Genomic DNA, 18,150 nt, shown 5'->3' with positions numbered 1-18,150 from the left:
TTCCCCACGCTTCCCAAACACATCGCTAAAACCATAACGACTGAGATGAAGTCTCTTATTGAGCAAAACTCAACCCTTCACACGATGCTCCCAGCCAACGCCGTAGAGCTGGACGAAGATCATCCAGCCTGACAGGCTTGCGAGGCGTACTCTGATTCTTGGCCTGGCGGTGTTGACGTTGTGTTGTTGTAGCGATTGACGTCGATATCGATGTCGTTACGCCCCCAGTCGCAGTTGCCCCAGAGCCAATCGACAATCGCCACGCCGGTGCCAAACGCCAGCCCCGCTACAGCGCTATCGATAGTCACTATCGAGAACGACAATTTCCAATGAAGGCGCCTGCTCAATACCCTTGCTCCATGCGCTGCGATACCTGCTGCCCCCAGAATCCTGGAGCCTCCCGATGAATAACCTGGCCCGCCTGCTGTTCGCTGCCCTGACTGCCGTCGGCATCGCCGTGCTCAGCGGCTGCGCCAGCCACCCTGAGCTGCGCCCCTACACCGGCGCAGAAACGCGCCAGTTGCAACTGGAGGCCCTGCAACGCCAAGGCCTTTCGCTTGACGAATACGAGCGACACAAGCGCATCATCCAGCGCGCTGCCGACCCACAGGTGGTCACCGAGCGCGCCGCACCGGGGCCTTCGATCAAAGGCTGAGTTGAAAGGCTGGCGGGTCGCACTATCATGGCCGGTGCCGGAGTGACCGGCTTCAGCCCCTGCCAGCGAGGTAGCCCATGATCGACCACCTGGACCATCTGGTACTCACCACCTTCGACGTGGATGCCTGCACCGACTTCTACACCCGCGTGCTGGGCATGCAGCTGGAAACCTTCGGTGCCGGCCGCCTGGCCTTGCGTTATGGCAAGCAGAAGATCAACGTCCATGTGCGCGGCCATGAATTCGAGCCCAAGGCGCATCTGCCCGTGCCCGGGGCGTTGGACCTGTGCTTCATCGCCAGCATCCCCCTGGAGCAGGTGATCGCCCATCTGCAGCAGGCGCAATGGCCCATTCTGCAAGGGCCTATACAGCGTACAGGCGCCACCGGGCCGATTCTGTCGGTCTACGTTCGTGACCCGGACCTTAACCTGATCGAGATCTCGCAACCCCTCTGAGGTACCCGTGTGGTTTTCCCTGCCTGCCAACCCAGGTATTCTCTACCGCTCAAGCGCAAGCCTTCCAGGACGGTGACCATGACCAGGCCCCTTCTGTTGCTGAGTGCGGCCCTCCTCTTCAGCCCGGCCCTGCCAGCACAGCAGATCCAACGCCAGCTGGGCGACTTCGACTTCAAGCTCGGCACCACACCCGCGCGCAGCATGGCCCAGGGGCTGATCTCGCCCAGTGCGGTGGGCACTTTCCACGGCGGCCTCGACCTCAGTCACCCCAGCGGCTGGTATGTCGGCCAGTACGCCCCGAGCATGGGCGTGGCCCCCAACTCCACCCTGCGCCTGGACAACTACCTGGGGTACAAGCACCGCTTCGACAGCACCTTGGGGTATGAGGTAGGCCTGATCCACTACAGCCAACCGAACATCGCCGGGCCGGACAGCTATGCCCTGTATGGCGGCGTGTCGCTGCTGGGCAGCCGTATTGGCGGCGCCTGGCGGGACAACCCGGGCAACCGCACGGGCACCCTGTTTGCCGATTTCGGCCAACTGCCGCTGTTCGATGTCGATTTCACGGTAAAACTTGCCCATCACCGCCTGGGGACGCCCTTCACCATCGGCGATGGCAGCCAGGTCAACGGTTTTTCTGACTGGTCGCTAGAACTGTCGCGGCCTTGGCTGGGCATTGACCTCAACCTGATCTACAGCAATTCCAGCCTCAGCGGTGGTGGGTGCGATGCGTATGCCGGGATCAACACCTACTGCCAGAGCATGGTGACGCTGAAGGCACAGCGCAGCTTCTTTTGAAGGCGCCGGCCCTTCATGCATTGCGCTAGCCCTCAGGCATCAGGGTAGCGATCAACGCCCTGACCGTCCCCGGTAATGCATCCAGCTCGCGCACCAAGATACTGCGCTCACGTACCGCCCAGGGTTCGTCCAGGGTAATGGTCACCAACCCCATGGTCTGGCTGTGCCGCAACGCGGCCGACTCGGGAATGATGCCAATCCCCACCCCGGCTTCCACCAGCCGGCAAATGGCCTCGAAACTCGACAGCTGGATCCGCAACGACAGGTTGAGGCCCATGCGTTCGACATGGTCGCGCAAGAAGCTCAGCAGTGTGCTGCCGTCATGCAGCCCGATGTGCTGAAAGGCCAGCGTCTGCTTCAACGAAACCTGCTTGCAGCCTGCCAGTTCATGCCCGGCAGGCACGATCAGCACCAGCCGGTCGGTGCTGAAGTGCATCACTTGCAGCCCGCTGGCTTCCACAGGCCCGGCAATGATGCCCATGTCGCTGCTGCCATCGAGCACGCCGCGCACGATATCCCGCGACAAACGCTCCTGCAGGTCGACTGTCACCCCAGGGCGCTGCGCCAGGAAGCCGGCCAGCACTTCGGGAAGGAACTCGGTCACGGCAGTGGTGTTGGCAAAGATACGGATGTGCCCCGCCGAATCGGTGCCGAACTGGGTGAATTCCGCCTTCAGGTAATCCACCTGGCGCATGATCAGCCGCGCATGCGTCAACAGCTTCTGCCCCGCTGGGGTCAGTTCCACACCCCGGCTGTCGCGGTACAACAGCCGCGTATCGAGCTGTGCCTCCAGCGCCTTGATCCGCGCACTGGCGGCGGCCGGCGAGAGAAACGCCCGGCGCGCGCCCTGGGTCAGGCTCGGTGATTCACCGATGTGAATGAAAAGCCGCAAATCAGCCAGGTCGAAGTGCATGGGCGTGTCCAGTCGTCGTGCGGGCGTTCAGCATACCTGAACGCTGCTTTACACAAATGCAAATTCACAGAATGCCAGGCGCCTCGCATGATCGCGGCATAACAACAAATGCAGAGGCCAATGGTTATGACCGCTACGGATTACAGCGCCTGGATCGGCCGCACGGAAGAGGCCGTCGACGAGCTCAGCCGCAACCTCATCAAGCGCATCGCCGCCACCTTCGGCGAAACCGCACCCGCCGTGGGGCAACCCCTGCCCCCCTTGTGGATGTGGTGTTTCTTCCAGGAGCCGGTGGCTGAAACGCAACTGGGCACTGACGGCCACCCTGCGCGCGGCGGCTTCCTGCCCCCTGCCGACAACCGCAACCGCATGTGGGCCGGTGGCCGAGTTGAGTTCATCGCGCCGCTCAAGGTCGGCGCCGAGGCTCACCGGTTGTCGACCATCGTGCATATCGAGGAAAAACACGGCCGCACCGGCGCCTTGTTGTTCGTCACCGTGCGCCACGAGTACTCGCAGCACGGCGCGCTGTGCGTGCGCGAAGAGCAGGATATCGTCTACCGCGAACCCAACCCGCCCAAGCTCGGCAGTGCTCAAGCGCCTGTGCCAGCGCAATGGAGCGAAGCGGTAACGCCCACGCCCACCTTGCTGATGCGCTACAGCGCGGTGACCTTCAACGGCCACCGGATCCACTACGACCACCCCTACGTCACCGATACCGAAGGCTATGCCGGCCTGGTGGTGCACGGCCCACTGATTGCCACCCTCAACCTGCGCGCCTTCATCCGCGCCAACCCCGGTAAGCGGGTACGGCATTTCGCCTACCGCGGCGTGCGCCCGCTCACCGTGCCTACGCCCTTCGTCGTGGCCGGCTGCCTCGGCGAACCCGGCCAGGCGCAACTGTGGGCCAGCAATGCCGACGGCGTGGCACAAAGCGCCGACGTGCTTTTCGACTGATACCAGACAGGGAACACCCGCATGCATACGTACGACAGCGATGACCTCACCGCCATCCGCGAAGGGGTGCGCGCCTTGTGCGCGGAATTCGACGCCAGCTACTGGCGCAAGATCGATGAACAGAAGGGCTTCCCCGAAGCGTTCGTCAAAGCCATGACCGACGCCGGCTGGCTCTCGGCGATGATCCCGGAACAGTTCGGCGGTTCCGGCCTTGGCCTGGCCGAGGCCTCGGTGATTCTCGAAGAGGTCAACGCCTGCGGCGGCAACTCCGGCACCGTGCACGGCCAGATGTACAACATGTTCACCCTGCTGCGCCATGGCAGCGAGGAACAGAAGCGCCATTACCTGCCCAAGCTGGCCAGCGGCGAGCTGCGCCTGCAGTCGATGGGCGTGACCGAACCCACCACCGGCACAGACACCACCAAGATCAAGACCACTGCCGTGCGCCAGGGCGACAAGTACCTGATCAACGGCCAGAAGGTGTGGATTTCACGCGTCCAGCATTCCGACCTGATGATCCTGCTGGCGCGCACCACACCGCTGGCCGAGGTAAAGAAGAAGTCCGAGGGGATGTCGATCTTCCTGGTCGACCTGCGCGAGGCCATCGGCAATGGGCTGACCGTGCAGCCGATCGCCAACATGGTCAACCACGAAACCAACGAGCTGTTCTTCGACAACCTCGAGCTGCCGGCCAGCAGCCTGATCGGTGAAGAAGGCAAAGGCTTCAAGTACATCCTCGATGGCCTCAATGCCGAACGTACGCTGATCGCCGCCGAGTGTATCGGCGATGGTCGCTGGTTCATCGAAAAGGCCAGCGCGTATGCCCGCGACCGCGTGGTGTTCGGCCGACCGATCGGGCAGAACCAGGGCGTGCAGTTCCCTATCGCCCAAGCCCATATCGAAATCGAAGCAGCCGACCTGATGCGCTGGCGTGCCTGCGCCGAATACGACAGCGGGCAGAACGCCGGGGCCAGCGCCAACATGGCCAAGTACCTGGCCGCCAAGGCCTCGTGGGAAGCCGCCAATGCCTGCCTGCAGACCCACGGCGGCTTTGGCTTCGCCTGTGAATACGACGTCGAGCGCAAATTCCGCGAAACCCGCCTGTACCAGGTGGCGCCGATCTCGACCAACCTGATCCTGTCCTACGTGGCCGAGCACCTGCTCGAGCTGCCGCGCAGCTTCTGAGGGCCTGACCATGCACCATACCCAGGCCCTGGCCACCTTCCTCGCCGACCTGCACTACGCCCAGGTGCCCAGCCACGTGCTGGACCGTACCGAAGACCTGTTCCTCGACTGGCTCGGCTCGGCCCTGGCCAGCCAGGGGGCACACCCGATTCCGCTGTTCGAGCGCTACGCACAACGCATGGGCCCGGCCCAAGGCACGGCTCGGGTGCTGACCAGCGGGCGCAGTTCCTCGCCGTACTTTGCCGCCCTGGTCAACGGCGCCGCCTCGCACCTGGTCGAGCAGGACGACCTGCACAACAGCTCGGTGTTGCACCCGGCCACTGTGGTGTTTTCCGCAGCGCTGGCCGCGGCCCAGGACCTGGGCAAGTCTGGCCAGGACTTGCTGCTGGCGGCCGTGGCCGGCTACGAGGCGGGTATTCGCATCGGCGAGTTTCTTGGCCGCTCGCATTACCGCATCTTCCACACCACCGCCACCGTCGGCACCCTGGCTGCAGCGGTCGCGGTGGGCAAGCTGCTGGGCTTTGACCGGGCGCAGTTCATCAACCTGCTAGGCAGTGCCGGCACCCAGGCTGCCGGGTTGTGGGAGTTCCTGCGCGACGCCGCCGATTCCAAACAGTTGCACACCGCCAAGGCGGCTGCCGATGGCCTGCTGGCCGCCTACCTGACTGCCGATGGCCTGACCGGCGCGCGCAACATCCTCGAAGGCGAACAAGGCCTGGCCGCAGGCATGTCCAGCGATGCCGACCCGGCACGCCTGAGCGACCGCCTGGGCACGCGCTGGGCGCTGGTGGAAACTTCGTTCAAGTACCACGCCTCCTGCCGCCATACCCACTCCGCCGCCGATGCCCTGCTGCACCTTATGCAGCGTGAGGGGCTGGACCATGCACAGATCGCCCGGGTCGTCACCCGCGTGCACCAGGGCGCCATCGATGTGCTCGGCCGGGTCACCACCCCAGCCACCGTGCATCAGGCCAAATTCTCCATGGGCACGGTGCTTGGCCTGATCGCTGTGCATGGCAGCGCACAACTGCTGGAATTCCGCGACCTGGCCCTGACCGACCCACGGGTGGCGCGCTTTCGCGACAAGGTGCAAATGCAACTGGACGCCGAAGTCGACGCCGCCTACCCCGCCCGCTGGCTGGGCCGTGTCGAGGTGACCTGTACCGATGGCCGCACCTTCAGCGCCGCCATCGACGACCCCAAGGGCGACCCAGGCAACACCCTTTCGCGCCCCGAGCTGGAAGCCAAGTTCCAGCGCCTGCTGGCCTACGCCGGCGCCCGTAGCCCGGCCCAGGGCCAGGTTTTGATCGAACGGGTGTGGCAACTGCGCGACGCCCGCTCCCTGGCCGATCTGCACTGACGATGACAGGTGACCTTATGACCCAAGCAACGCCCCGCCCACTGGACGGCATCACCGTCATCAGCCTGGAGCACGCCATCGCGGCGCCCTTCTGCACCCGCCAACTGGCCGACCTTGGCGCCCGTGTGATCAAGGTCGAGCGCCCGGGTAGCGGCGACTTCGCCCGTGGCTACGACCAGCGCGTCGACGGCCTGGCTTCGCACTTCGTATGGACCAACCGCTCCAAGGAAAGCCTGACCCTGGACCTCAAGCAGGACGCCACGCACGGCATCCTCGACGCGCTGCTGGCCAAGGCCGACGTACTGGTGCAGAACCTCGCACCGGGCGCCGCGGCACGTATGGGCTTGTCGTTCGAGGCGCTGCATGCACGCTTCCCGCGGCTGATCGTGTGCGACATCTCCGGCTATGGCGAAGGTGGCCCGTATGAAAAGAAAAAGGCCTATGACCTGCTGATCCAGAGCGAGGGTGGCTTTCTCTCGGTAACTGGCGGGCCAGGCGACACCGACATGGCCAAGGCCGGTTGCTCGATCGCCGATATCGCGGCGGGCATGTATGCCTACACCGGCGTACTGTCGGCGCTGCTGCTGCGGGACAAGACGGGCGTCGGCAGCCGTATCGATGTGTCAATGCTCGAAAGCCTGGTGGAGTGGATGGGCTATCCGATGTACTACGCCTACAACGGCGCGCCACCGCCCCCGCGTGCCGGTGCCGCGCACTCGACCATCTACCCGTACGGGCCGTTCCCCACCGGGGGTGGCGGCACGATCATGCTCGGCCTGCAGAACGAACGCGAATGGGCACTGTTCTGCGACAAGGTGCTGCTCGACCCGTCACTGACCCGCGATGAACGCTTCAACGCCAACTACAAGCGCTCGGAAAACCGCGACGTGCTGCGCCAGATCATCATCGACGGCTTCGCCAGCCTGTCGCTGGACGAGGTGGTGGCGCGCCTTGAAGAGGCACAGATCGCCAACGCCCGGGTCAACGACATGCATGGGGTCTGGCAGCACCCCCAATTGCAGGCACGTGACCGTTGGCGCGACGTGGACAGCCCGGTCGGCAAGCTGCCGTCATTGCTGCCACCGGGGCGCAACGCCGCCTTCAGCCCGCGCATGGATGCCGTGCCCGGGCTGGGGCAACATACCCAGGGTATTCTCGACGAGCTGGGTTTGAGTGCAGCACAACAGGCCCGCCTGGCCGCGAGCGGTGCGGTATGAGCACTGTTCGCAGCGCGCTGTTCGTGCCCGGTAGCCGGCCGGACCGATTTGCCAAGGCGCTGGCTGCCGGTGCCGATGCCGTCATCGTCGATTTCGAGGATGCCGTGGAAGAACCCCTCAAGCGCCAGGCCCGCGCCAACTTGGCGGCCTTTCTGCAAGCGGCGCCGCAGCCTGCGGTGTGGGTGCGGGTGAATGCGCCGCAGCACCCGGAGCATGCAGCAGACCTGGCTTTCTGCGCGTGCCAGCCCGGTGTCGCCGGGGTGCTGTTGCCCAAGGTCGAAAACACCGCCCAGGTGGCGGTTGCCCGACACATTGCCAAACCGCTCTGGCCGATCATCGAAAGTGCCAAGGGCCTGCTGGCGCTGGAGCAGATCGCCCATGCCGAAGGGGTCCAGCGCCTGTCGTTCGGCAGCCTGGACCTGGCGCTGGACCTGCATTTGAACACCGAAAGTGCGGCTGCCCGGCAGTTCCTCGACCAGGCGCGCATGGCCGTGCAGTTGCATTCCCGTGCGGCCGACCTGCTGCCACCCCTGGATGGCGTGTTCCCCGCCATCGACGACGCCGAAGGCCTGCAGCAGGCAATGCGGCATGCGTATGACCTGGGCTATGGCGGTGCGTTGTGCATTCATCCCAAACAGGTGGCGGTGATCCATGCAGCGCTCGCCCCCCGCGACGATGAGCTGGCCTGGGCACGGCGGGTGGTGAACGCCAGCGCCGCGGCGAACGGGGCCGGAGCGTTCCAGCTAGACGGGCAGATGGTCGATGCACCGGTGCTGTTGCGGGCGCAGCGCCTGCTCGCGCAACAGACGCGTTGAATCCGAGGGCCGCTTCGCGGATAAACCCATGAAGCGGCCGACAACGCCCATTAACAGCCCTGTGTTCAGCTAAACCGAACGCCGCCTTACACAAATGCTGATTCTCCACACACAGGCCGTTGGTCCATCTTTACCCACACTCCTCCTACAACAATAAATCCGAGGTGACATCGATGTTGAAGCTGACCCAGGCGCTGTTCTGCGCCGCTGCTGTGTCCATGGCCAGCCTGGCCCAGGCCGCCGACCCGATCATCATCAAGTTCGCCCACGTGGTGGCCGACAGCACGCCCAAAGGCCAGGGCGCGCTGATGTTCCAAAAGCTGGTGGCTGCCGACCCTCAGCTCAAGGACAAGGTAAAAGTCGAGGTCTACCCCAACTCATCGCTGTTTGGCGATGGCAAGGAAATGGAAGCGCTGCTGCTGGGCGATGTGCAGATGCTGGCACCGTCGCTGGCCAAGTTCGAGCACTACAACAAGCAGGTGCAGATCTTCGACCTGCCGTTCCTGTTCGATGACCTGGCCGCTGTCGACCGCTTCCAGCAGGGCCCGCAAGGCAAGGCGCTGCTGACCTCGATGGAAGACAAAGGCATCCGTGGCCTGGCCTATTGGCACAATGGCCTCAAGCAGCTGTCGGCCAACAAGAAGGTGATCCTGCCCAAGGACGCCCGCGGCCTGAAATTCCGTGTGCAGGCCTCCAGTGTGCTTGAAGAGCAGTTCAAGGCGATCCGCGCCAACCCGCGCAAGATGAGTTTTGCCGAGGTCTATCAGGGCCTGCAGACCGGCACGGTCAACGGCACCGAGAACACCTGGTCGAACTACGAGAGCCAGAAAGTCAACGAAGTGCAGCCGTTCTTCACCGAAACCAATCACGGCCTGATCGACTACATGGTCATCACCAACGCCACGTTCTGGAACAGCCTGCCCGAGGATGTACGTGGCGAACTGCAGACACTCATGGACCAGGTCACGGTCGAGGTGAACAAGCAGGCCGAAGCCTTGAACCAGTCCTCCCGGCAGAAAATCCTCGATGCCAAGACCAGCGAGATCGACCCGCTGACCGCTGAGCAGCGCCAGCAATGGCGTGAGGCGATGCGCCCGGTGTGGGAGAAGTTCTCTGACCAGATCGGCGCCGACCTGATTAACGCTGCCGACGCGGCCAACAAAGCGTCCTGACCTGCCCTGCGCCCTGCCCTGGCCACCCGCCCCACGGGTGGCCTGCCCTCTGTTTGTCTGGAGAATTCCTATGCAATCGCTCAGGCGTGTCTGGGAGCACTTCGAGGAAGGCATGATCGCCTTCCTCCTGGCGGCCATGACCTTGGTGACCTTCCTCTACGTGGCGCTGAACAACCTCTACACGATGTTCTACACGCTCAGTGACCACTGGGCCTTTGCCAGCGACCTGCTGCTGAGCATCGGCGACCACCTGATGGGCTATGCCCAGGAAATGACCTGGAGCATCGCCCTGACCAAGGCCCTGTTCGGCTGGCTGATCTTCTTCGGTATTGCCTACGGGGTGCGCACCGCCGGTCACCTCGGCGTCGACGTGCTGGTGCGGCGTACCCGCAAACCGGTGCAACGGCTGCTGGCCATGGTCGCCTGTGCCTGCTGCCTGGCCTACGCCGGGCTGTTTCTGGTGGCAAGCATCAAGTGGGTGAGCGCAGTGCTGGTCGCCGGCATCGGTGCCGAGGACCTCGACCGCTACGGCATCAAGGTTGGCCACATCGCGCTGATCGTGCCCCTCGGTTTCGCCCTGGTGATCATCCGTTACCTGGAAATCCTCTACCGCCTGTTCACCCATCGCCAGTATGGCCTGGGCCTGGCCGACGAGGCCGCCGAAGCCAGCAAGCTGGCCAACCCAGGTGAGGAGCACCACTGATGACTGTTATCTGCCTGTTCCTGTTGTTGTTCGTGTTCATGTTCCTGGGCGTACCGATCGCGATCTCGCTGGGCCTGTCGGGGGCATTGTCGATTCTGCTGTTCAGCCAGGACTCGCTGAGCTCGCTGGCGATCAAGCTGTTCGAAACCTCCGACAGCTATACCTTCCTGGCCATTCCGTTCTTCCTGCTGTCGGGCGCGTTCATGACCACCGGCGGCGTGGCGCAACGGCTGATCGACTTCGCCAACGCCTGCGTCGGGCACATCCGCGGCGGCCTGGCCATTGCCGCGGTGCTGGCGTGCATGTTGTTCGCCGCGCTGTCCGGGTCGTCACCGGCCACGGTTGCGGCGGTGGGTTCGATTGCCGTGGCGGGCATGGTGCGCTCCGGCTACCCGCGCGAGTTCGGCGCCGGGATCATCTGCAACGCCGGCACCTTGGGCATCCTGATTCCCCCCTCGATCGTCATGGTGGTGTACTCCGCCGCCACCGAAACGTCGGTGGGCAAGCTGTTCATGGCCGGGGTGGTGCCGGGCATCCTGCTGGGCGTGTTCCTGATGGTGACGATCTACATCGTCGCCCGTATCAAGAAACTGCCCGCGCAACCGCGTGCCAGTTTTGCCGAATGGCTCAGCACCGCCCGCCGTGCATTCTGGGGGCTGTTACTGCTGGTGATCATCCTGGGGGGCATCTACAGCGGCATGTTCACCCCCACTGAGGCCGCAGCCGTGGCCGCCGTGTACTCGGCATTCATTGCGCTGTTCGTGTACAAGGACATGCGCCTGCGCGACTGCCCGAAGGTGCTGCTGGAGTCTGGGCGGCTGACTATCATGCTGCTGTTCATCATCGCCAACGCCATGCTCTTCGCCCATGTGCTGACCACCGAGCAGATTCCCCAACAGATCACCCAGTGGGTGCTGTCCGAAGGCCTCACGCCGATCGGTTTCCTGATCATGGTCAACGTGGTGCTGCTGGTGGCAGGCAGCTTCATGGAGCCCTCGGCGATCATCCTGATCCTGGCGCCGATCTTCTTCCCGATCGCGATGAAGCTTGGGATCGACCCGATTCACCTAGGGATCGTGATGGTGGTGAACATGGAGATCGGCCTGGTGCACCCGCCGGTGGGGCTCAACCTGTTCGTGACCTCCGCGGTGACGGGCCTGACCCTGGGGCAGACCATTCGTGCCGCGCTGCCGTGGCTGTCGATCCTGTTGCTGTTCCTGGTACTGGTGACCTACGTGCCGTTCATTTCGTTGGCCCTGCCAGAATGGCTAGGGATGCCATGATCCCTGGTGCATCCTTATCGCCGGCAACCCGGCGATAAGGACCGTGCACACTAGATCCCTCCGCCCGCCAGCAGCTCGGTCATCACCTCGGCCAACGCCTTGACCATCACGTCCGCCGTCGGCCGGTGCACAATCACAATCTCGTAGCTGTCGACCTGCGGCAGCCCGTGTTCCGGCCCCAGTACTCGATGCTCCTGGGTCGCCGCCCGTGGGGGCAGCAGGCTGATGCCCATGCCGTCGGCCACTGCAGCCTGAATGCCACTGAGGCTGGAGCTGGTGAAGCTGATCCGCCAGCGCCGGCCCATACCCTCGATGGCGCTGATCATGTCCTCGCGGTACAGCCCACGGGGCGGGAAGGTGACCAGCGGGATCGGGTCGAGTTCGAAGGACGGCATTCGCGCACTGTCGATCCATTGCAGGCGCTCGGGCCAGCACGCCACGCCCTCGCGGCTGTTGCGCCGCTGCTTGAGCAAGACCAGGTCGAGTTCGCCGTTGTCGTAGGCCTGGCTGAGGTCGCGGCACAGCCCGCTGGTGACCTCCAGCTTGACCTGAGGGTGCAGGCGGCTGAACGCCGACAGCGCGTTGGTGGTACGCCCGCCGACGAAGTCCTCGGGCACCCCTAGCCGCACCGTGACACCGACCATGGCGCCGGCCAGGGCTTCGAGCATCTGGTCATTGAGCGCCAGCATGTGGCGGGCATAGCCAAGCAAGGTCTGGCCGGCATCGGTGGGCAACACGTCGCGGTTGCCACGCACCAGCAGGCGGTGGCCCACCATCTCCTCAAGCCGCCGCACCTTCTGGCTGATGGTCGATTGGGTGGAATGCAGGCGCGCTGCCGCCGTGGTGAAACTGCCGCAATCGGCGACCACGACAATGGCGCGCAGCAGGTCGAGGTCGAACAGGGCTCTATTCGATTTCACGCTGATGGACATCGGGTTATTCAACTTCTAAATGGCGAGACTGTCTTCTACCACGGCTAGTCACCCAGTGCCACGCCTTCACGTCGGGGGTCGGCCCCGCCCGACCAACCTGCCGCCGTGCGCTGGATGATCTGCATACCGCTGGTCATGGTCATCGGCGTGACCTCATGACCCCAGGCCGTCAATTGCCTGACCAGCGCCGCACTGCTCAGCCCGGCCTCCACTTCGGTACCGGCGTTGCGGCTACCGAAATTGGGCAGGTTGGCAGCCTGCTGCGGGTCGAGCCGCCAGTCCAGCAGGCCGATCAATGCCTTGTTCACATAGCCGATGATCTGAGAGCCGCCGGGTGAGCCCAGGCTGGCCACCAGCGCCCCGGTGTCCCGTGCAAATACCAGCGTCGGTGCCATCGCCGACAGCGGCCGTTTGCCTGGTTCGACACGGTTGGCCACAGGCTTGCCCTGTTCCTGCGGGATGAACGAGAAATCGGTCAGGTGGTTGTTCAGCAGGAAGCCTTTGACCATCAGGTGCGAGCCGAATGCTGCCTCGATCGAGGTGGTCATGGCCAGGGCCTGGCCGTTGTCGTCCACGGCGCTAAGGTGCGAGGTGGAAATACGCAGCGGTGAACGGTCCGGTGCCAGCGCCAGGTTCGCCCCCTCGGGAGTGCCCGGGCGGGCGCGCTTCATGCTGTAGTCACGCACCTGCACAGCGCGACTGGCCAGATACGACGGGGCAATCAATGCCTTGACCGGAACCGGCACATAGTCGTCGTCGGCCAGGTACTGGGCGCGGTCGGCGTAGGCCAGCCGTTCAGCCTCGGCCAGCAGATGGACCGCCAGCGGGGTGGGTTCCAGGCCTGCTACGGAGGGTGCCTGGCGCGGCAACTGGGTTGCCAGGTCGCGTTGCGCTGCGCCACGCTGCACCGCTTCAAGGATGCCCAACGTCTGCAACACCGTCACCCCACCCGAGGACGGCGGTGGCATGCCACAAACCTGCCAGGCTTTGTACGGGCCGCACACCGGGGTGCGCTCCTTGGCCTGGTACTGGCGCAAGTCCTGCAGCGACAACTGCCCGGCATTGGCGTGCGCGCGCACCTGGGCGACGATGGCCTCGGCGATCTCACCGGTGTAGAAGGCCTCTACCCCTTGCTCGGCAATGTCCTCAAGGACCTGTGCAAGCTCGGGATTGCGCAGCCGCGTGCCGACCGCCAGCGGCTGGCCCTGGGCATCCAGAAAGTACCGGGCCATGGCGGGCGAACGGGCAATGAAAGGGTCAGCGGCCAACAAGGTGTGCAAGCGCTCGGACACCGGGAAACCGTTGCGCGCCAGGGCGATGGCTGGCGCGAACAGCTCACGCCACGCCAGCTTGCCATGCTGGTCGTGCGCCAGCTTCAAGGCACGCAAAACCCCAGGAACGCCCACCGAACGCCCGCCAATCTGTGCGTCCCGGAACGGCATCGGGGAACCGTCCGGTTGCAGAAACAGGGCTTCGGTCACCGCCGCCGGGGCCGTTTCCCGGCCATCGAAGGCCTGCACACGATGGCCATCCCAGTACAGGATGAACCCGCCCCCGCCGATGCCACTCGATTGCGGCTCGACCAGGGTGAGCACCATCTGCATGGCGATTGCCGCATCGATGGCACTGCCCCCGGCGCGCAGCATCGCCCGCCCGGCCTCGCTCGCCAGCGGGTTGGCGGCGGCGACCATGTGCCGGCTGGCCTGCACCGGTTGCAAGCCGCTGCGGTAGCCGGAGGCAAGCTCAGGCGGCGCGGGCAGCACTTGGTCGGCCCAGGCCCAGCTACTGGCTGCGGCCAGGCACAGGGCGCCAATCAGGTGAGTTGGGACAGTCATCGGTACGCTTCCTGCTTCAGCTATCGAGCAGCGCACTGTCCGCCATCCCTACGCCTGACTTCAAGCCTTGGCGACCTTTCGCCAGGCGCGCACCTCAGGCTACCTCCTCGAAGGGCAACCCCACATAGTTCTCGGCAATGTTCACCAACCCGGCCGTCGACGTCAGGAAATACTCGCGGTCTGCTTCCTGCATCTTCTGGTCCCAGGCATCCTTGTGCCCACCAAAGTCATGCAGCAGTTGCGTCATGAACCAGCTGAAGCGCTCACCCTTCCATACCCGGCGCAGGGCCAGTGGCGAGTATTGCTGCAACAGATCGGTACGCCCTTCGCGGTATACCTTGAGCAGGATCCGGTACAGGTAGTTGACATCCGACGCCGCCAGGTTGAGGCCCTTGGCGCCAGTGGGCGGGACGATGTGTGCGGCATCGCCGACCAGGAACAGGTGCCCGTACTGCATGGGTTCGACCACCTGACTACGCAGTGGGGCGATGCTCTTTTCCAGCGCAGGGCCAGTGACCAGGCGCGCCGCCACATCGGCGGGCAGGCGGGCCTTGAGCTCAGTCCAGAAACGCTCATCGGGCCAGTCCTCCACACGTGCTTGCAACGGCACCTGCAGGTAATAGCGGCTGCGTGTTTGCGAGCGTTGGCTGCACAGCACGAAACCCCGCTCATGGTGGGCATAGATCAGCTCATGGTTGACTGGCGGGGTATCGGCCAACAGGCCCAGCCAGCCGAACGGGTACACCCGCTCGTAGTGTTTGAGCACACCTTCTGGAATGCTTTGCCGGGAAACCCCGTGGAAGCCATCGCAACCGGCGATGTAGTCGCAGTCCAGGCGATGGGTCTGGCCATCCTTGTCGAACGTCAGGTACGGCCGCTCGCCCTTGAGTTCGTGGGGCTGCACATTGCAGGCCGAATAGATGATAGGCGCGCCGCTGGCCTGGCGTGCCTGCATCAGGTCCCGGGTGACCTCGGTCTGGCCGTAGACCATGACCGTCTTGCCGCCGGTGAGCCCCTTGAGGTCCAGGCGTTGGCGGCGGCCACCGACCAGCAGTTCGACGCCTTCGTGGACCAACCCTTCGCGGTCCATCCGTTCGCCCACACCGGCCTCGCGCAACAGCTCGACGGTGCCTTGCTCGAGCACACCGGCACGGATTCGGCCGAGGACGTAATCGGGGGTCTGGCGCTCGAGGATGACCGTGTCGATGCCGGCCCTGTCCAGCAATTGGCCAAGCAACAGGCCCGACGGGCCGGCACCGATGATTGCAACCTGAGTTTTCATTGTTGTTGTCTCGCACTATTGGGTTTGCACCTGCATTTTTACTGGGTAAATTTGCCGAATATGTGTGCTATCCCATGCAAAACCTGCACTTTTACAAAAATCGTTCGATTAGCGGACAGGGCTTTTCACCATGAAATCCACGCTCCCCGGCGTCCCGTTGTTCCAGTTGTACGGTGAGAACCACGCCTGGCCCGGCACCGACCTGCTGCACTGCGAGCCGATCCCGGCGCGCAGCCGCCTGCACCACTGGGAAATCAAGCCGCACCAGCACGCTGAGCTGTTCCAGCTGCTGTACGTGCAGCGTGGCCAGGCCCAGGTGGAGATCGAAGGCGTGCGCAGCGCCATTGACGAAGCGGCCATCCAGGTGGTGCCCCCTCTGACGGTGCATGGCTTTCGCTTCAGCGCCGACATTCAGGGGCATGTGCTGACCTTTGGCACCGCGCTGGTGGCCGACCTGGAACAGCGCCTGGGTGCTCCGCTGGGTGTGTTGGCCAAGGCTGGCTGTTACCCACTGGGCAAGGACCGCGTGCGCCTGCGCAACCTGATCGAGACGCTGCAGCAGGAATACCAGGGCAACGCGCCGTCACGGGCGCCTCTGCTCGACGCTCTGGTGACGGCGCTGATGGTGTGGATCAGCCGCCGTCAGCTACTGGGCCAGCCACCGCGCAACCGTGACGAACGTGACCGCCAGTTGCTTGGGCAATACCTGCGCCTGGTCGAGGCGCATTTTCGCGAGCACCTGTCAGTGGAGGCGTTTGCCGCACGGCTGCAAATCCCCAGCCTGCACCTCAACCAACTGTGCCGCGCGTTGAGCGGGCAGACTGCCCTGCAGGTGGTGCATCAGCGCCTGCTGCTGGAGGCACGGCGCAATTTGCGCTACACACGCATGAGCATCGGGCAATTGTCGGACAACCTGGGGTTCACGGACCCAACGTATTTTGCGCGGTTCTTCAAGCGTTTGAGCGGGCAGACGCCCAAAGCGTATCGCCGCTCGGTGCAACCTGATTGAGGGGCGCGCGGCCTGGCCCGGTCTGTTCTCGGCTGCAAAATCGACACAGCCCTGCCGCCCTGCTTGACGTTTACGTCAACCTGCATTCAGGATACCGCCATACCCCTTGCCGAGCCCAAGCATGAGCAGCCAGACCTACAGCATCTCCGACCTGTCCCGTGAGCTGGACATCACCACCCGCGCCATCCGCTTTTACGAGGAGCAGGGCTTGCTCAGCCCCGAGCGCCGTGGCCTGGAACGCATCTACTCGGCCCGCGACAAGGTCAGCCTCAAGCTTATTCTGCGTGGCAAGCGCATCGGCTTTTCCCTTGCCGAATGCCGTGAACTGATCGAGCTGTACGACCCTACCAGCGGCAACCTCAAGCAGCTCAACAGCATGCTGGCGAAAATCGCCGAGCGCCGCGCCCAACTCGAACAGCAGATGCTCGACATCCACCAGATGCAACTGGAGCTCGATACGGCCCAGGAACGCTGCGAACAGGCCCTGGCCACTACCTTGAACAATAACGACAACCGTTGACCCGCCACAGGAACCCCGCCATGTCCATGCCCGAAAAAGTCCGCCTGGTCGAAGTCGGCCCCCGCGACGGCCTGCAGAACGAAGCCCAGCCCATCAGTGTGGCCGACAAGGTGCAGTTGGTCGATGACCTCACCGCCGCTGGCCTGGCCTATATCGAAGTCGGCAGTTTCGTCTCACCCAAGTGGGTACCGCAGATGGCCGGTTCTGCCGAGGTGTTCGCCGGCATCCATCAGCGCCCGGGTGTGACCTACGCCGCCCTGGCGCCCAACTTGCGCGGTTTCGAGGACGCGCTGGCGGCCGGGGTGAAGGAAGTCGCCGTGTTCGCCGCGGCCTCCGAGGCGTTTTCCCAACGCAACATCAATTGCTCCATCGCCGAGAGCCTCACACGCTTCGAGCCGATCATGGCGGCCGCCCGCAGCCACGGTGTGCGCGTTCGCGGGTACGTTTCCTGTGTGCTCGGCTGCCCCTACGAGGGCAAGGTCAGCGCCGAACAGGTCGCCCCGGTGGCCAAGGCCCTGCATGACATGGGCTGCTACGAGGTTTCGCTGGGTGACACCATCGGCACCGGTACCGCAGGTGACACCCGGCGGTTGTTCGAAGTGGTATCGGCGCAGGTGCCACGCGTACAGTTGGCCGGCCACTTCCACGATACCTATGGCCAGGCGCTGGCCAATGTGTATGCCAGCCTGCTCGAAGGCATCAGCGTGTTCGACAGCTCGGTCGCAGGGCTGGGCGGTTGCCCGTATGCCAAGGGCGCCACCGGCAACATTGCCAGCGAAGATGTGGTGTACCTGCTGCAGGGGCTGGGCATTGAAACCGGCATCGACCTCGACCGCCTGATCGCTGCTGGGCAGCGCATCAGCAGTGTGCTGGGCCGTGCCAATGGCTCGCGGGTGGCGCGGGCTCGCAGTGCGCAGTGATTCACACGGTTGTCACAGGCCTGTGGGTGGAGTGTTACCGCCCCCACAGCCGCCAGCAAAAAATCGGGTAACAGGGAAACAAATCGACAGAATTTCAGGGCACGAGATTTTTGCCTTCATGACCAAGCCATTGATTTTAAAG

General features: G+C 64.2%; 18 protein-coding genes. 14 read left to right on the top strand and 4 right to left on the bottom strand.

Annotation, left to right across the window (positions count from 1 at the left end; all coding sequences use genetic code 11):
* Positions 1-403: 403 nt before the first annotated feature.
* The 3 genes from APH34_RS15060 to APH34_RS15050 all read left to right on the top strand — a co-directional run bounded on the left by APH34_RS15060 (position 404) and on the right by APH34_RS15050 (position 1,908).
* Positions 404-655, top strand: coding sequence for a hypothetical protein (locus tag APH34_RS15060; RefSeq protein WP_054901828.1), 252 nt, complete (start codon positions 404-406; stop codon positions 653-655).
* A gap of 77 nt (positions 656-732) precedes the next feature.
* On the top strand, positions 733-1,110 hold the full coding sequence (locus APH34_RS15055; protein ID WP_054901827.1) for a VOC family protein: 378 nt from the start codon (positions 733-735) through the stop codon (positions 1,108-1,110).
* A gap of 78 nt (positions 1,111-1,188) precedes the next feature.
* Positions 1,189-1,908, top strand: a complete 720-nt coding sequence (locus APH34_RS15050; protein WP_054901826.1) for a TorF family putative porin — start codon at positions 1,189-1,191, stop codon at positions 1,906-1,908.
* A 25-nt stretch (positions 1,909-1,933) separates the two neighbouring features.
* On the opposite strand, the gene APH34_RS15045 is transcribed toward APH34_RS15050, so the two are convergent.
* Positions 1,934-2,821: a LysR family transcriptional regulator gene (locus APH34_RS15045; RefSeq protein WP_054901825.1), complete on the bottom strand. Its 888-nt coding sequence runs from the start codon at positions 2,819-2,821 to the stop codon at positions 1,934-1,936.
* Positions 2,822-2,947: 126 nt separating this feature from the next.
* Here APH34_RS15045 and APH34_RS15040 point away from each other — a divergent pair, with 126 nt between their 5' ends.
* From APH34_RS15040 to dctM, 8 genes are all read left to right on the top strand, one after another.
* Positions 2,948-3,775, top strand: a complete 828-nt coding sequence (locus APH34_RS15040) for a MaoC family dehydratase N-terminal domain-containing protein (RefSeq protein ID WP_054901824.1) — start codon at positions 2,948-2,950, stop codon at positions 3,773-3,775.
* A gap of 21 nt (positions 3,776-3,796) precedes the next feature.
* Positions 3,797-4,960 (top strand): acyl-CoA dehydrogenase family protein, encoded by a 1,164-nt coding sequence (locus tag APH34_RS15035; RefSeq protein ID WP_054901823.1) that lies wholly within the window; start codon positions 3,797-3,799, stop codon positions 4,958-4,960.
* A 10-nt stretch (positions 4,961-4,970) separates the two neighbouring features.
* Complete coding sequence (locus tag APH34_RS15030) at positions 4,971-6,320, top strand: MmgE/PrpD family protein (protein ID WP_054901822.1); 1,350 nt, start codon at positions 4,971-4,973, stop codon at positions 6,318-6,320.
* Between the two features lie 17 nt (positions 6,321-6,337).
* The gene (locus APH34_RS15025; protein WP_082422817.1) at positions 6,338-7,537 is read left to right on the top strand and encodes a CaiB/BaiF CoA-transferase family protein; all 1,200 of its coding nucleotides are present in this window, start codon (positions 6,338-6,340) and stop codon (positions 7,535-7,537) included.
* On the top strand, positions 7,534-8,352 hold the full coding sequence (locus tag APH34_RS15020; protein WP_054901820.1) for a CoA ester lyase: 819 nt from the start codon (positions 7,534-7,536) through the stop codon (positions 8,350-8,352). Before APH34_RS15025 ends, APH34_RS15020 begins: the two co-directional genes overlap by 4 nt.
* 173 nt (positions 8,353-8,525) lie before the next feature.
* A complete protein-coding gene (locus tag APH34_RS15015) occupies positions 8,526-9,524 on the top strand; it encodes a TRAP transporter substrate-binding protein (RefSeq protein WP_054901819.1) in 999 nt (332 codons plus the stop codon).
* 70 nt (positions 9,525-9,594) lie between these two features.
* Positions 9,595-10,227, top strand: a complete 633-nt coding sequence (locus tag APH34_RS15010; protein WP_054901818.1) for a TRAP transporter small permease — start codon at positions 9,595-9,597, stop codon at positions 10,225-10,227.
* A complete protein-coding gene (gene dctM / locus APH34_RS15005) occupies positions 10,227-11,510 on the top strand; it encodes a C4-dicarboxylate TRAP transporter large permease protein DctM (protein WP_054901817.1) in 1,284 nt (427 codons plus the stop codon). The genes APH34_RS15010 and dctM overlap by 1 nt, the downstream gene beginning before the upstream one ends.
* A 50-nt stretch (positions 11,511-11,560) precedes the next feature.
* On the opposite strand, the gene APH34_RS15000 is transcribed toward dctM, so the two are convergent.
* The 3 genes from APH34_RS15000 to pobA all read right to left on the bottom strand — a co-directional run bounded on the left by APH34_RS15000 (position 11,561) and on the right by pobA (position 15,559).
* Complete coding sequence (locus tag APH34_RS15000; RefSeq protein WP_054901816.1) at positions 11,561-12,442, bottom strand: LysR substrate-binding domain-containing protein; 882 nt, start codon at positions 12,440-12,442, stop codon at positions 11,561-11,563.
* 44 nt (positions 12,443-12,486) lie between these two features.
* Positions 12,487-14,277, bottom strand: coding sequence for a gamma-glutamyltransferase (gene ggt / locus APH34_RS14995; RefSeq protein WP_054901815.1), 1,791 nt, complete (start codon positions 14,275-14,277; stop codon positions 12,487-12,489).
* Between the two features lie 94 nt (positions 14,278-14,371).
* On the bottom strand, positions 14,372-15,559 hold the full coding sequence (gene pobA, locus APH34_RS14990) for a 4-hydroxybenzoate 3-monooxygenase (RefSeq protein WP_054901814.1): 1,188 nt from the start codon (positions 15,557-15,559) through the stop codon (positions 14,372-14,374).
* Positions 15,560-15,689: 130 nt separating this feature from the next.
* On the opposite strand from pobA, the gene APH34_RS14985 reads away from it, so the two are divergent.
* From APH34_RS14985 to APH34_RS14975, 3 genes are all read left to right on the top strand, one after another.
* Entirely contained in the window at positions 15,690-16,568 is an 879-nt protein-coding gene (locus tag APH34_RS14985; protein WP_054901813.1) for a helix-turn-helix domain-containing protein, read from the top strand.
* A gap of 121 nt (positions 16,569-16,689) precedes the next feature.
* Positions 16,690-17,088, top strand: a complete 399-nt coding sequence (locus APH34_RS14980) for a MerR family DNA-binding transcriptional regulator (RefSeq protein WP_054901812.1) — start codon at positions 16,690-16,692, stop codon at positions 17,086-17,088.
* A 20-nt stretch (positions 17,089-17,108) separates the two neighbouring features.
* Entirely contained in the window at positions 17,109-18,008 is a 900-nt protein-coding gene (locus APH34_RS14975) for a hydroxymethylglutaryl-CoA lyase (protein ID WP_054901811.1), read from the top strand.
* The last annotated feature ends 142 nt before the right edge of the window (positions 18,009-18,150 follow it).

It is taken from the genome of Pseudomonas sp. NBRC 111131, assembly GCF_001320525.1.
In the GTDB taxonomy this organism is placed as follows: domain Bacteria; phylum Pseudomonadota; class Gammaproteobacteria; order Pseudomonadales; family Pseudomonadaceae; genus Aquipseudomonas; species Aquipseudomonas ceruminis.
Note: the sequence above shows the minus strand (reverse complement) of the source record. Positions and strands in the feature narration are given on the sequence as shown.

Bases quoted from the DNA above. Each gene is read 5' to 3' on its own strand.
- APH34_RS15060 (WP_054901828.1), top strand. From the start codon at position 404: ATGAATAACCTGGCCCGCCTGCTGTTCGCTGCCCTGACTGCCGTCGGC.
- APH34_RS15055 (WP_054901827.1), top strand. From the start codon at position 733: ATGATCGACCACCTGGACCATCTGGTACTCACCACCTTCGACGTGGAT.
- APH34_RS15050 (WP_054901826.1), top strand. From the start codon at position 1,189: ATGACCAGGCCCCTTCTGTTGCTGAGTGCGGCCCTCCTCTTCAGCCCG.
- APH34_RS15045 (WP_054901825.1), bottom strand. From the start codon at position 2,821: ATGCACTTCGACCTGGCTGATTTGCGGCTTTTCATTCACATCGGTGAA.
- APH34_RS15040 (WP_054901824.1), top strand. From the start codon at position 2,948: ATGACCGCTACGGATTACAGCGCCTGGATCGGCCGCACGGAAGAGGCC.
- APH34_RS15035 (WP_054901823.1), top strand. From the start codon at position 3,797: ATGCATACGTACGACAGCGATGACCTCACCGCCATCCGCGAAGGGGTG.
- APH34_RS15030 (WP_054901822.1), top strand. From the start codon at position 4,971: ATGCACCATACCCAGGCCCTGGCCACCTTCCTCGCCGACCTGCACTAC.
- APH34_RS15025 (WP_082422817.1), top strand. From the start codon at position 6,338: ATGACCCAAGCAACGCCCCGCCCACTGGACGGCATCACCGTCATCAGC.
- APH34_RS15020 (WP_054901820.1), top strand. From the start codon at position 7,534: ATGAGCACTGTTCGCAGCGCGCTGTTCGTGCCCGGTAGCCGGCCGGAC.
- APH34_RS15015 (WP_054901819.1), top strand. From the start codon at position 8,526: ATGTTGAAGCTGACCCAGGCGCTGTTCTGCGCCGCTGCTGTGTCCATG.
- APH34_RS15010 (WP_054901818.1), top strand. From the start codon at position 9,595: ATGCAATCGCTCAGGCGTGTCTGGGAGCACTTCGAGGAAGGCATGATC.
- dctM (WP_054901817.1), top strand. From the start codon at position 10,227: ATGACTGTTATCTGCCTGTTCCTGTTGTTGTTCGTGTTCATGTTCCTG.
- APH34_RS15000 (WP_054901816.1), bottom strand. From the start codon at position 12,442: ATGTCCATCAGCGTGAAATCGAATAGAGCCCTGTTCGACCTCGACCTG.
- ggt (WP_054901815.1), bottom strand. From the start codon at position 14,277: ATGACTGTCCCAACTCACCTGATTGGCGCCCTGTGCCTGGCCGCAGCC.
- pobA (WP_054901814.1), bottom strand. From the start codon at position 15,559: ATGAAAACTCAGGTTGCAATCATCGGTGCCGGCCCGTCGGGCCTGTTG.
- APH34_RS14985 (WP_054901813.1), top strand. From the start codon at position 15,690: ATGAAATCCACGCTCCCCGGCGTCCCGTTGTTCCAGTTGTACGGTGAG.
- APH34_RS14980 (WP_054901812.1), top strand. From the start codon at position 16,690: ATGAGCAGCCAGACCTACAGCATCTCCGACCTGTCCCGTGAGCTGGAC.
- APH34_RS14975 (WP_054901811.1), top strand. From the start codon at position 17,109: ATGTCCATGCCCGAAAAAGTCCGCCTGGTCGAAGTCGGCCCCCGCGAC.